This window comes from Rhizobium sp. NZLR1b (assembly GCF_019685155.1).
GTDB lineage: Bacteria > Pseudomonadota > Alphaproteobacteria > Rhizobiales > Rhizobiaceae > Rhizobium.
Genome location: NZ_JABDWC010000004.1, coordinates 137,214 through 150,292 on the forward strand (window position 1 = coordinate 137,214; position 13,079 = coordinate 150,292).

Sequence of the window (13,079 nt, forward strand, 5' to 3'; positions counted from 1 at the left end):
TTGTTTGCTCTTCCCCCAGCGGGGGAGAGGCGAGTTAGGCGCTCAGCACCTCGTCGCCTGGCCGAACCTGCAGGTCGTAGAGCGCCTTGTAGCGGCCGCCGAGCGACAGCAGCGCCTGATGTGTTCCGCGCTCGACGATCTGGCCGTCTTCGACGAACAGTATCTGGTCGGCATGCATCAGCGAGCTGAGGCGATGGGCGACGATGATCGTCACCCGGTCGGCGGCATAGCGGCGCATGGCGCTGCGGATGCGCTGCTCGGTGGCCGCGTCGATTGCCGCCGTCGAATCGTCGAACACCATCACCGCCGGCTTCAGCATCAGCGCCCGGGCGATCGAAAGACGCTGCCGCTGGCCGCCGGACAGTGAAACGCCGCGCTCGCCGACGACGGTGTCGTAACCGGTGGGCAGGCCGAGCACGTAATTATGCAGCTGGGCGCTTTCACTGGCGCGTTCGATGCGACCTTCCTTTGCCCAGGGGTCGCCATAGGCGATGTTGTTTTCGATCGTCGTCGTGAACAGGAAGGAATCCTGCTGCACGACGGCAACCGCCCGGCGCAGCGATTGCAGCGTTGCCTTGCGGATGTCCTGGCCATCAATGGTGATCTTGCCGCCGCTAACGTCGTAGAAGCGGGGAATGAGATGGGCGATCGTCGACTTGCCGCTGCCGGGAGGGCCGACGATGCCGATCGTCTGGCCGCGTCTGGCTTCGAAGGAGACATCGTGGAGCACGGTGCGCTTTTCCGAACCGGGATAGGCGAAGCTGACATTCTCGAAGCGCAGCACGCCGTCGGTCACCGCCAATTCCTTGGCATCCGGCGCGTCCTTGATCGCGATGTCGAGGTCGAGCAGGCTGAAGAGGCGCGAGCCGCAGGTGGAGGCGCGGGCAAAGGCATTGACCATCAGGCCGAGCTGGCGCACCGGCATCTGCAAAATGGTCATGAAGGTCAGGAAGGAGGCGAGCGTGCCGACGGTGATCTCGCCCGACGTCACCTTGCCGCCGCCGACGAAGAGCACCAGGCCCATCGCCAGGAAGAAGGAGAAGGTCATGGCGCTGGTATTGAGGACGCGGATGCCGACGCGCTGATGCGCGAGCGCCAGAGCATTCTTCGAGGCCGCCTCGAATTTCGACAGCTCATGATCCTGTGCGGCAAAGGCGCGCACGACGCGGATGCCGCCGAGATTCTCCTCCATGATGCGGGTCAGCACCGAAAGCCGCTCCTGCAGATCGAGCCAGGTGGCCCGCAGCCTGAGCTGCGTCGCCGAAGAGCGCCAGCCGACGAAGGGCACGAAAGAGAGCGCCAGGAGGCCGAGCACGATATCGGTCGACAGCAGCATATAGGCGCCGATGCCGATCAGGATCGACAGCAGGATCATTCGGACGAGCGCCGTGGAAAAATACATCCGCACGCCTTCGAGATCGAGCAGGCCGATGGTGATCAGATCGCCGGAATGCACCGTGTCGTGAAAGCTGAAAGACAGCCGCTGGATCTTCTCATAGCAGGCCAGCCGCAACTCGTAGCCGATGTGATGGCCGACGGCTTCGCTGTAATAGTTCTGGACCATGGTGAAGAGGCCGCGCAACACGCTGGCGCCGAGCAGGAGCAGCGCCGTGGTCAAAAGCGCGTCCTGCGCCGCCTGGCCCGCCGCGCCGCCGCTCATCGCCATCTGTGTGTGGTCGACCGCCTGGCCGAGAAGGCGGGGGATCATCAGCTGGAAGGTGGAAGCGACCAGCGTGGCGCCGATCGCAAAGCCCGATTGCCAGGGGTGGCGGAAGGCCATCATGGTGATACGCACCAATGTGAAGAGGCCTCGGCCCCAGCCTGCCGCAGTTGCAAGCGCCATCGAAGCCGAAGGCTTCGTCGCGCGTGTTAACGCATCGCTGCTCACTGTATTTTTTCCAATAGATGTGTGGTCGGACGCTGGCCCGAAAAGACGGCAAATCCATGAAGGGATTGATTGCGCCTTCACTTTTGCCGATTCCATTTGGGGGTTCAAGTAAAGAATTCACCAACTGGTTATTTTTACGTGAGGTCTCCTCGCGAGCTGGCGGGAACAATCGCATTGTGGGTTGGTTGCAGCAGGCAAACCCTGTCAGGCAATCATTACCGGAGAGAGACCATGCCGCTGAAAGCCCTCGCTCTTAACGCCACACTGAAGACCAGCGATGCCAAGGAGGCGTCCTCGACCGACCGGATGATCGCTCTCATCGACAAGGCGTTGTCGACCTATGACGTCAAGACCGAAGTGCTCCGGCTTGCCGATTTCAACGTCAAGCCGGGCGTCACATCGGATGAAGGCGCAGGCGATGACTGGCCTGATATTCGCACCAAGGTGCTCGCCGCCGATATCCTGCTGATGGCGACGCCGATCTGGCTCGGTCAGCCCTCCAGCGTCTGCAAGCGGGCGCTGGAGCGTATGGACGCCTTCCTCGATGAGACCGACGATCAGGGCCGCATGGTTTCCTATGGCAGGGTCGCGGCCGTCGCCGTCGTCGGCAATGAGGACGGCGCCCATCATGTGTCGGCCGAGCTTTTCCAGGCGCTGAACGATGTCGGCTTCACCATTCCGGCCAGCGCCGTCGCCTATTGGGTCGGCGAGGCGTTGGGTTCCACCAATTTCGTCGACCTCGACAAGGTTCCGAAGGTGGTGACGACAGCCGTCGACACGCTGGCGCGCAATACCGCGCATCTGGCCGGCCTGCTGAAGGCGAAGCAATATCCGGGCGAGGGTGACTGAAGCGCGCCGCATCGACGTTCTAAACCAAGTTATCTTTCAATGGCTTGAATTGCCGTGGCAATAAACCTCTTGCCATATGCGCCATTTCGCGCTTTCATACACTACTAGTTTAATAGACTATAGGCGAGCGTGATTGGTCCGCTTGTGCATTTCCGGGGCTTCCGGCTCGGACCTCGATCCTGCGGCAGCTGTCGTGAATGGCCGCATGAACCTCATTAACGCATGATCCGCTGTTTTATGCGTTGAAACCTCGATCGACCCACGGTGCGGATGAAACCGCAAAGGAGTTGCGATGACGGTTCAGGGACTTTTTTCGGCGCGCGCCAATGCGGCGGCGCTGATATCGGCGGTGCCGCGTATTGCCATCGTGGGGCGCGGCTTTTCCGGGATGATGACGGCGATCGCGCTGATGAAGACGCTGCGCGCGCCCTTCCACCTGCAACTGTTCGATCCGAATTCGTCGGTCAGCGGCGGGCAGGCGCTGGCGTCAGTGCGCGCCTCGACGATCCTCAACACCCGCGTGCGCGATCTCTCGGTGTCTGTCGGCGACAGTGACGATTTCAACGATTGGCTCTGCAGCAATGCCGCCTTTCGCGCCGCCGTGCCGGCCGCCATTCCCGGTTTCCGGCAGATCTTCGTGCCGAAGGAAATCTTCAGCGATTATGTCTACCAGCGGTTTTCGGAAGCGCTCGCCGCGCGCCGAGACATTACCGTCCAGGTCTGCAACGATCCGGTGGTGGCGATCCGCAGGAGCCACGGCAACCGTTTCCTGCTCGAAAGCGCCAATCCCGCCAATCCGCTGTTCGATACCGTGATGCTGGCCACCGGCTACGGCCTGAACGATCAGGATACCGGCGGTGAGGAGGTTTCGCCGGTCAGGGCCCAGCGCCTCGTGGCACGGCCACATGCGGTGTTGTTCGGCAGCGGCATTCGCGTCGTCGACCAGCTGCTGCAGCTGCGCGATGCCGGTTATGCCGGCCAGGTGACGATCATTTCCCGCCGCGGTTTCCTGCCCCAGAGCCATACGCCGAATTCCGCCGATCCGCTGTTCCCGGCCGAAGCGCTGCCAGAGAGCCTGCCGGAGATCGTGCGCTTCATCCGCCAGGCCTGTCGCGAGGCTGAAGAAGAGGGCCGAAGCTGGCAATCGGTGATGAACGGCCTCAGGAAACATGCCCGCTCGCTCTGGCGCTCGCTGCCGGCACGCGACAAACATCAGTTCAACCGGCACCTCCGGGCAATCTACGACAGCCACCGCAACCGCCTGCCGGAAGCCATGCACCTGCGCCTGAAACGCGAGCTGGCCGAAGGCCGCACGGTGCTGCGCCGCGGGCGGGCCGGTCGCCGGGGCCTGAGCGGCCTGTTCTTCACGCCGGCCGGTTCCTCTGCCGAAGAGGTCATCCATGCCGAGCGCATCATCGATTGCCGCTGTCAGGCGCCGGATCTTTCGGCGCCGCTGATTGAGAGCCTGTTTTCCGCCGGCCTCGCCATGCCCGACGAACTTTCGCTCGGGCTGGCGGTCAATGCGCGCGGCGAGCCATTCCTGGAGGACGGTTCGACCGTCGCCGGGCTCTTTGCCGTCGGCCCGCTCGGCCTCGGCAGCCTGCCCGACATCGATCTGGTGCCGGAGATCGTCTCGCAGGCTTATGCCGCTGCCGAACGGGTCGGCGAGCGGTTCTACCCACAGGTTAAGGCCGTCTGAAAATTGAGGCTGCTTCGGAACCATCCGTCTGCGTTTGCGTTATAAAGCGCTGGTGACTCAGAGGGGCCGATGGAAGTGCTGAATCGACATGATACGTCTCTTGACGACGAGGGGCGCTTTCGTCTTCTGGTCGATGCCATCACCGACTACGCCATCTATATGCTCAGCCCCGAAGGCATCGTCACCAGCTGGAATACCGGCGCTCAGCGCTTCAAAGGTTACAAGCCGTCCGAAATCCTCGGCGAGCATTTTTCCCGTTTCTATCTGGAAGAGGACCGCGCCGCGGGAGTTCCGGAGCGGGCGCTCGCAACCGCCAAGGAACACGGCCGGTTCGAGGGGGAAGGCTGGCGCCAGCGCAAGGATGGAAGCCGCTTCTGGGCGCATGTGATCATCGACCCGATCCGCCGTCCCTCCGACGAACTCATCGGCTATGCCAAGATCACCCGGGACCTGACCGAACGCAGAGCCGCCGAAAACGCGATCCGCCAGAGCGAGGAACAGTTCCGCCGGCTCGTCCAGGGCGTCTCGGACTATGCGATCTACATGCTCGATCCCGACGGTAATGTCAGCAGTTGGAATTTCGGCGCCGAGCGGATCAAGGGTTATCGCCCGAAAGAAATCATCGGCCGGCATTTCTCGACCTTCTATACCCCCGAGGACCGCGCCGCCGGCATGCCGGAGATGGCGCTCGGCATCGCGCGCGCCGAAGGTCGGTTCGAGAGGGAAGGCTGGCGCGTCCGCAAGGACGGCACCCGTTTCTGGGCCAGCGTTGTCGTCGACGCCATCCGGGATGATGAAGGCGGTGTGATCGGTTTTGCCAAGATCACCCGCGATATCACCGAAAAGATGGAAACCCAGCGCGCGCTGGAGCAGGCCCGCGAAGAGCTTTTCCAGTCGCAGAAGATGGAGGCGATCGGCCAATTGACCGGCGGTATTGCCCATGATTTCAACAATCTGCTGATGGCTGTGCTCGGCAGTCTCGAAATCCTGAAGAAGCGCATGCCGCAGGATCTGTCGCTGACATCGCTTGTTGATAATGCGATGCAGGGTGCCCAGCGCGGCGCGGCATTGACGCAGCGCATGCTTGCTTTTTCCCGCCGGCAGGAACTGCACATGGAGCCGATCGACGTCTCCGGCCTGATGCGCGGCATGATGGACATGCTGAGCCGTTCGCTCGGCCCGCTTACCAGGATCGAGACCTCTTTCCCCGTCAGGCTGCCGACGATCCTGACCGATCCGAACCAGCTGGAGATGGCGATCCTCAACCTCGTCGTCAACGCCCGCGACGCCATGCCGTCCGGCGGCCGGATCGTGCTTCGCGCGTCCGAGGAATCCGCGCCATCAGGCAAGGCTCCGCTGCCGCCTGGCCGCTATATAAGAATAGCGGTGATCGATGAAGGCGAGGGCATGGATGCAAAGACGGTGGAGCAGGCAACGACGCCGTTCTTCACCACCAAGGGCGTCGGCAAGGGTACCGGTCTCGGGCTTTCCATGGTGCAGGGCCTTGCGTCCCAGTCCGGCGGCCGCCTCATGCTGAAGAGCAGTCTTGGCGAAGGCACCACGGCTGAATTGTGGTTCCCGGTCGTCACTGTCGAGCGGACAGCCGAGGTCGCTTTAGGCCTGCCGCAACGCGCTGAAAATGCGTCGCGCCGGCTGCGCATCGTCGCCGTCGATGACGATGGTCTGGTGCTGATGAATACGACGCTGATGCTGGAGGATCTCGGTCACACCGTGTTCGAGGCCATGGCCGGCCCCGATGCGCTTGAGATCCTGCGCAGGCAGCCGGTCGATCTGGTGATTTGCGACCATGCCATGCCGCGCATGACGGGGGCTGAACTCGCCGAGGCGATCCGCGAGGAATGGCCTGAGATGCCGATCATTCTCGCAACCGGTTACGCCGAACTCCCCGAAGGAACCGGCATCGCCAATCTGCCCCGCCTGGGCAAGCCCTTCTCGCAGACCCAGCTCGCCGATGCGATCAGCCGGGTTGCTTCTTAGAGCAATTCCAGGAAAAGTGTGAAGCGGTTTTCCGCCCGGAATTGCGCAAAAACAAAAAGCGTGATCGGCGGCGCTACGCGCTACGCGTCTCGTCGCCATTATCTTGGATGACGGCGCGGTCGGCCCCGACCGTGGCTGAAGTTGCGCCGCTGAGGAGGCGCTTTTCGGTCTCTTGCAGGTCAAGGATCGCGCGTTCGATCCGCTCAGCCGAAGAATCGCGTGCGGTTACGCGCCACCGGTGCTGCTGCCACAAGCCGACGAGCAGGCGTCGGCTCGGGACTTCGATCGTCTCATGAAAGAACCACGCTCCCCCCACCGCAACGAACAGCGCTACCGCGATGAGCGCCGGTTCCGGCATCACAGTCTCAAAAGTCCGATGCACCAGGAACATTATGGGGACGTGGAAAAGATAGAGGGAGAAGCTGATCGTCCCCAGAAACCTTATCGGTGCAGCTGCCAGGACATTTGATGCGATGGGAGGTTGTCGTGCGACGAGTGCCACGATGACGGCCGCGGCGACCGCACTTTGCAGGCTCCAGAATTCGGGCGAAAAACCAGGCGCGAGATGCCTGTAAGCGAAGAACACCGCCAGAAGGAACAGCGTGAAAATTCCCGTGAGGGCGGAAGGCGTCCATCGATCCCAGTAAGAATGCATCGCCCCGGCAAGTGCGCCGAAAAGAAAGTACGGGAGCTTGGAAACGAGCATGATTCCAGGCCCTGGCAATTCAAGCAGGCCATCCACGACGATGACCACTGCGAAGCCGACGATCACGCCGCTATAGCGGTGCGGCCGGGCTAAGCAAAGCCATAGGATTGGGAAGAGCAGATAGAATTGAATTTCGGGTGGAATCGACCAGAAAACGCCACTCGAGCCCAGCAGAAACACATGGCGCACAAAGTCCATCCCGCCCATGATCGGCTGAACGAAGTCCAGATTTGGTATGCCAGATAACATCGCCACGAGCAGAACGGCAGCCAGATAAACCGGATAGATGCGGGCAAAGCGGCTCACCAGAAAATCCAGGACGTTTTCTTTGGTCACCGGCCGGGAACCGTAGAGATGGGCCATCAGAAAGCCGCTGAGGGCAAAGAACAAGCCGACGGCTTCGCTGCCCATGGTCGTTACATGCACGGATGCACCCGGAAAGATAAGTCCGACATGGGCTTGAACGACCAGCAGCGCGGCGACACCGCGCAGGCCATCGAGACTGGGAATGTAATCCGGCCGGTTCATGGGCAGCTTTTATATGTTCTGTTCTCGTAAGAACTATCGGACATCACTTTACACGGTATTAATCCGGTTGCGCTCAGGCCACCGGGCGCAACCGCTGCCGGAGCTCGTACCGCAAGCGACAGTGAGCCCGGGCTACTCCCGGCGGCCTCTGCCGGTCTCGCCGCGAAGGATGAACACCAGCAAGGCCAGCACCATCGCCGCCAGCCCGTACCAGGTGATCGCATAGACGAGATGGTTATTGGGGAAATGGATGATCGTCAGGCCGCCGACAGGCAGGCCGCCCGGATTGGCGGCGGCATCCGCATCGATGAAATAGGGCGCGACCGCACTGAGACCGCGCTTTTGCGCGATCGCCGCGACATCGCGGGAATACCATCGGTCGGCGGCGAGGTCATTGGATTGCAGCAGCGATCCCTTCGGCTCGCTCATCCGCATCAGCCCGGTGATCTCAACGATGCCCGACAATTCGCCGTCGCGGCGCGTGGCCGGATCGCGCCGGTCTGTCGGAACGAAGCCGCGATTGACGAGAACGGCGGTGCCGTCGGCAAGCGTTAGCGGCGTCATCACCCAATAGCCGGGGCCGAGCGCCGTCGACGCATAGACCAGCGTCTCCTTGTCGTTCGCCAGCGTCCCAGCTGCGCTCACCCGCCGATATTCGTCATCGGCGGCATTGACCTTGGCCCAGTCGGCTTGGGTCGGGGCGGGCAGGGGGGCGGCATGCACACGCTGATCGACCTGGGCGATGAGATCACGCTTCCAGGCGAGCCGCTGCACCTGCCAGGTGCCGAGGGCTGCGAGACCTGCGGCAAGCAGCACCAGGCAGACGGCGAAGATCGCGCGTTTTGCCGGCGAAGGCGGTCGTTCCGATTTTTCCGAGGGAGCCTTGTTCATCGGCCGGGTCGATGCCGGCGGCGCTGCCGCCGGCCTTTCCTGCCGATCACGGCATGTTCTTCATCATCTCGGGGCTCATCGGCATCATGTTGGCGTTGAGATGATGCATGACCCAGAGCGAACCGGAGAGCGCGATGGCGACGATGATGATGGTGAAGATCAGCGCCATCATCGTCCAGCCGCCCTCGCTACGAGGGTTCATGTGCAGGAAGAAGACCATATGCACGACGATCTGGATGGCGGCGAGGCCCATCACCAGCACCGCCGTCACCGCCGGGCTATCGAACACGCCTGACATGACCAGCCAGAAGGGAATGGCGGTGAGGATGACGGACAGCACGAAGCCCGTCATGTAGCTCCGGAAGGTGCCGTGGCCGGCCTGATGGCCGTGGCTGTGGCCGTGATGCGCCTCGTGCGCGTCCTCGTGTGCGGGTACTTGCGAACTCATCCGAGGACTCCCAGCAGATAGACGAAGGAAAAGACGCCGATCCAGACGACGTCGAGGAAGTGCCAGAACATCGAAAGGCACATCAGGCGGCGGCGGTTGGCCTCGACCAGCCCGTGCATCGACACTTGCACCATCAGCGTGATCAGCCAGATGATGCCGAAGGTGACGTGCAGGCCGTGCGTGCCGACCAGGGTGAAGAAGGAGGAGAGGAAGGCGCTGCGCGTCGGCCCGGCGCCTTCATGGATCAGGTGGATGAATTCATAGAGCTCGAGCCCGATGAAGGCGGCGCCGAACAGGCCGGTGACGGCGAGCCAGAAAAGCGTTTCCGCCTTGGCGTTGCGCTCCATCTGCAGCATGGCGAAGCCGTAGGTGATCGACGAGAGCAGCAGCATCGAGGTGTTGAGGGCAACGATCGGCAGATCGAAGAGATCGGCCGGCGACGGACCGGCGGCATAGTTGCGGCCGAGCACGCCGTGCGTGGCAAACAGCACCGCGAAGATCAGGCAGTCGCTCATCAGGTAGAGCCAGAAGCCGAGATTGGTGCTGTTTTCCGGATGATGGTCTTCCGTCAGGTAGAATTCAGGCTTTTCGGCCGTGTCGATGATCTGATCGCTCATGGTCATTACACCTGCTCGGCAAGCAGCGCGGTGCGCTTGCCTTCTGTTTCGGTCACCTCGTCGGCGGAGATGTGGAAGTCGCGCCGGTAGTTGAAGGTATGACCGATCGCCACGACCAGCAGACCGACGAAGGAGACGACGACCAGCCACCACATGTACCAGATCAGGCCGAAGGCGAGGGCGACGCTGATGCCTGAGAGGATGGCGCCGATGCCGGTGTTCTTCGGCATGTGGATCGGCCGGAAGCCTTCCAGCGGACGCCCATAACCACGGTTCTTCATGTCGTACCAGCTGTCATGGTCGTGGACGACGGGCGTGAAGGCGAAGTTGTAATCCGGCGGCGGCGAAGAGGTCGACCATTCCAATGTACGGCCATCCCACGGATCGCCGCTGTCGTCGCGCAATTCCTCGCGTTTCATGAAGCTGACGACGATCTGGATCAGGAAGGCGGCAATCCCAAGCGCGATCAGGCCGACGCCGAAGGCCGCGATGATGAACCAGATCTGCAGCGACGGGTCGTCGAACTGGTTCATGCGGCGGGTAACGCCCATCAGGCCGAGCACGTAGAGCGGCATGAAGGCGAACCAGAAGCCGATCTGCCAGAACCAGAAGCTCATCTTGCCCCAGAAGGGATCGAGCTTGAAGCCGAAGGCTTTCGGGAACCAGTAGTTCACGCCAGCGAACATGCCGAAGAGAACGCCGCCGATGATGACGTTGTGGAAGTGGGCGATGAGGAACAGCGAATTGTGCAGCACGAAGTCGGCCGGCGGCACGGCGAGCATGACGCCGGTCATGCCGCCGATGACGAAGGTCACCATGAAGCCGACCGTCCACAGCATAGGCACCTCAAAGCGGATGCGGCCGCGGTACATGGTGAACAGCCAGTTGAAGATCTTCGCCCCGGTCGGGATCGAGATGATCATCGTGGTGATGCCGAAGAAGGAATTGACGCTGGCGCCCGAGCCCATCGTGAAGAAGTGGTGCAGCCAGACGATGTAGGACAGGATCATGATCACGCAAGTCGCGTAGACCATCGAGGCGTAACCGAAGAGGCGCTTGCCGGAGAAGGTGGCGACGACCTCCGAGAAGATGCCGAAGGCCGGCAGCACCAGAATGTAGACCTCCGGATGGCCCCAGATCCAGATGAGGTTGATATACATCATCGGATTGCCGCCGAGGTCGTTGGTGAAGAAGTTCGTCCCCGCATAGCGGTCGAGCGACAGCAAAGCGAGCGTTGCCGTCAGGATCGGGAAGGAGGCGACGATCAGCACGTTGGTGCAGAGCGCCGTCCAGGTGAAGACCGGCATCTTCATGAAGGTCATGCCCGGCGCGCGCATCTTGACGATGGTGGCGATCAGGTTGATGCCCGACAGCGTCGTCCCGACGCCGGCCACCTGCAGGCCCCAGATATAATAGTCGACGCCGACCCCCGGACTGTAGGCGGCGCCCGAGAGCGGCGGGTAGGCGAGCCAGCCGGTCTGGGCGAATTCGCCGATGAACAGCGACAGCATGATGATGATCGCGCCGGCGGTGGTCATCCAGAAGGAGAAATTGTTCAAGAAGGGGAAGGAGACGTCGCGCGCGCCGATCTGCAACGGCACCACGAAGTTCATCAGGCCGGTGACGAAGGGCATCGCCACGAAGAAGATCATGATGACGCCGTGGGCGGTGAACACCTGGTCGTAATGGTGCGGCGGCAGATAACCCTCCGAACCATTGAAGGCGATCGCCTGCTGCACGCGCATCAGGATCGCGTCGGAAAAACCGCGCAGCAGCATGATGACCGCCAGGATCACATACATGATGCCGATCTTCTTGTGATCGACACTGCAGATCCAGTCGTTCCAGAGCGGACCCCAGAACTTGAAATAGGTGATGAGGCCAAGCACCGCGATGGCGCCGATGACGACGCCGATGAAGGTCACGACCAGGATCGGCTCGTGATAGGGGATGGCATCGAGGGTCAACCGGCCGAAGACGAACTTCAGGAGGTCAGGATTGGAAAACATGGAACAACCCGTTCATTATGTCTTGCGACGCAAAGCGCCAGGTTAATTGTTGTTGTTGAGCTGCGCCGGCGCAGGATCGGCGCCATTGCTCATGCCCGGCATGGAATGGCCGTCATGCTGCATGTCCATGCCGGGCATGTCGTGCTGCATGCTGTTGCCGTCGCTGGTGTTGACCGGTTCGCTGCGCGCCGGAGCGCCCGTTGCCGGCACGGTGGCCGCAGGCGCGACGATGCCTTCGTCGGCATGGCGATTGTCGTATTGCAGCTTGTCGCGGTTTTCCGCACTTTCCTTGCCGCCGCCGCCCTTCATGTCGATGTGCATCATCTCGTTCATGCACATCTTGCCCGGCTTGGCGCACATGTTGAGGATGGCGTTGTAGAGATCGGCATCGGCGCCGGCATAATAACGCACCGGTTCCTTCTCGCTCGGCTTCTCGAGCTTCAGATAGGCGTCGCGGTTAAGCATCGTGCCCTGCTGCTTGACGTTAGCCACCCAGGCATCGAAGCCTTCGCGGTTGAGACCGTGGAACTTGAAGCGCATATGCGAGAAGCCTGAGCCGCTGTAATTGGCAGAGAAGCCCTCATACTCGCCTTCCTTGTTGATAACGGCGTGCAGCTTCGTCTCCATGCCCGGCATGGCGTAGATCTGGCCGGCAAGGGCGGGAATGTAGAAGGAGTTCATAACCGAGGAGGCGGTGATTTTGAAACTGATCGGCATATCCACCGGGGCAGCGAGCTCGTTGACCGTCGCAATGCCGAGCTCGGGATAGAAGAACAGCCACTTCCAGTCGAGCGCCACGACCTCGACGGTTAGCGGTTTGGTATCGGCCGGAATGGCGCGCTCCGCATCGAGGCGGTCGAGTGGCCGGTAGGGGTCGAGCTTATGGGTGGAAATCCAGGTGACGGCGCCGAGCGCAATGATGATCGCCAGCGGCGCTGCCCAGATGATGATTTCGAGGCGGGTCGAATGGTGCCATTCCGGCGCATAAGTCGCAGCCGTATTGGAGTGGCGGTAGCGCCAGGCGAAGAGCAGCGTCAGGAAGATCACCGGTATGATGATCAAAAGCATCAGCACCGTCGAGATGATGATGAGATCGCGCTGTTGCACGGCGATGTCGCCGGAGGGCGCCATGACTACCATGTTGCATCCTGCCAGAAAAAACAGCGGCAAGACGGATAGAAGGCGGGAAAACTTCGTGAGTTTTTGCACGTCTCTAAGCTCTTGTTGTTTCGTTTGTTCCGCGACTAAAGCACTGAACCCGATCGCGACATGAGGTGTTTGGTCGCAGTGCAGCAAGCATGCCGCGCTGCGGCGTAAATCATGCTGCTCTATAGCTTCGAAATCCTGATGAAATCCAGAAGGATTTTTTCGCCAGCCCATGTTTCAGCTCCAATATATCCGCAAGAACCGGCCGGGCCAGCGTTTGCAGGAGAAATATCACCGTCC

General features: G+C 61.6%; 10 protein-coding genes. 3 read left to right on the plus strand and 7 right to left on the minus strand.

Annotated elements, in window-relative coordinates; all coding sequences use genetic code 11:
- Positions 1-34: 34 nt before the first annotated feature.
- On the minus strand, positions 35-1,996 hold the full coding sequence (locus tag HJB84_RS07340; protein ID WP_221115604.1) for an ABC transporter ATP-binding protein: 1,962 nt from the start codon (positions 1,994-1,996) through the stop codon (positions 35-37).
- Positions 1,997-2,119: 123 nt separating this feature from the next.
- Here HJB84_RS07340 and HJB84_RS07345 point away from each other — a divergent pair, with 123 nt between their 5' ends.
- The 3 genes from HJB84_RS07345 (at position 2,120) to HJB84_RS07355 (ending at position 6,434) form a co-directional block, all read left to right on the plus strand.
- Positions 2,120-2,737 (plus strand): flavodoxin family protein, encoded by a 618-nt coding sequence (locus HJB84_RS07345; RefSeq protein ID WP_207585441.1) that lies wholly within the window; start codon positions 2,120-2,122, stop codon positions 2,735-2,737.
- A gap of 292 nt (positions 2,738-3,029) precedes the next feature.
- Entirely contained in the window at positions 3,030-4,436 is a 1,407-nt protein-coding gene (locus HJB84_RS07350; protein WP_221115605.1) for an FAD/NAD(P)-binding protein, read from the plus strand.
- A 69-nt stretch (positions 4,437-4,505) separates the two neighbouring features.
- Positions 4,506-6,434 (plus strand): PAS domain-containing sensor histidine kinase, encoded by a 1,929-nt coding sequence (locus tag HJB84_RS07355; protein ID WP_221115606.1) that lies wholly within the window; start codon positions 4,506-4,508, stop codon positions 6,432-6,434.
- Between the two features lie 73 nt (positions 6,435-6,507).
- On the opposite strand, the gene HJB84_RS07360 is transcribed toward HJB84_RS07355, so the two are convergent.
- The 6 genes from HJB84_RS07360 to cyoA all read right to left on the minus strand — a co-directional run bounded on the left by HJB84_RS07360 (position 6,508) and on the right by cyoA (position 12,842).
- Positions 6,508-7,668: an acyltransferase gene (locus HJB84_RS07360; protein WP_221115607.1), complete on the minus strand. Its 1,161-nt coding sequence runs from the start codon at positions 7,666-7,668 to the stop codon at positions 6,508-6,510.
- A 132-nt stretch (positions 7,669-7,800) separates the two neighbouring features.
- Entirely contained in the window at positions 7,801-8,559 is a 759-nt protein-coding gene (locus HJB84_RS07365) for an SURF1 family protein (protein ID WP_221115608.1), read from the minus strand.
- A 46-nt stretch (positions 8,560-8,605) separates the two neighbouring features.
- Positions 8,606-9,007, minus strand: a complete 402-nt coding sequence (gene cyoD / locus HJB84_RS07370) for a cytochrome o ubiquinol oxidase subunit IV (protein ID WP_207585446.1) — start codon at positions 9,005-9,007, stop codon at positions 8,606-8,608.
- Positions 9,004-9,624, minus strand: coding sequence for a cytochrome o ubiquinol oxidase subunit III (gene cyoC / locus HJB84_RS07375; RefSeq protein ID WP_221115609.1), 621 nt, complete (start codon positions 9,622-9,624; stop codon positions 9,004-9,006). The genes cyoD and cyoC overlap by 4 nt, the downstream gene beginning before the upstream one ends.
- Positions 9,625-9,629: 5 nt before the next feature.
- Positions 9,630-11,633, minus strand: a complete 2,004-nt coding sequence (gene cyoB, locus HJB84_RS07380; protein WP_221115610.1) for a cytochrome o ubiquinol oxidase subunit I — start codon at positions 11,631-11,633, stop codon at positions 9,630-9,632.
- A gap of 42 nt (positions 11,634-11,675) precedes the next feature.
- Complete coding sequence (gene cyoA, locus HJB84_RS07385) at positions 11,676-12,842, minus strand: ubiquinol oxidase subunit II (protein WP_221115611.1); 1,167 nt, start codon at positions 12,840-12,842, stop codon at positions 11,676-11,678.
- Between the last annotated feature and the right edge of the window lie 237 nt (positions 12,843-13,079).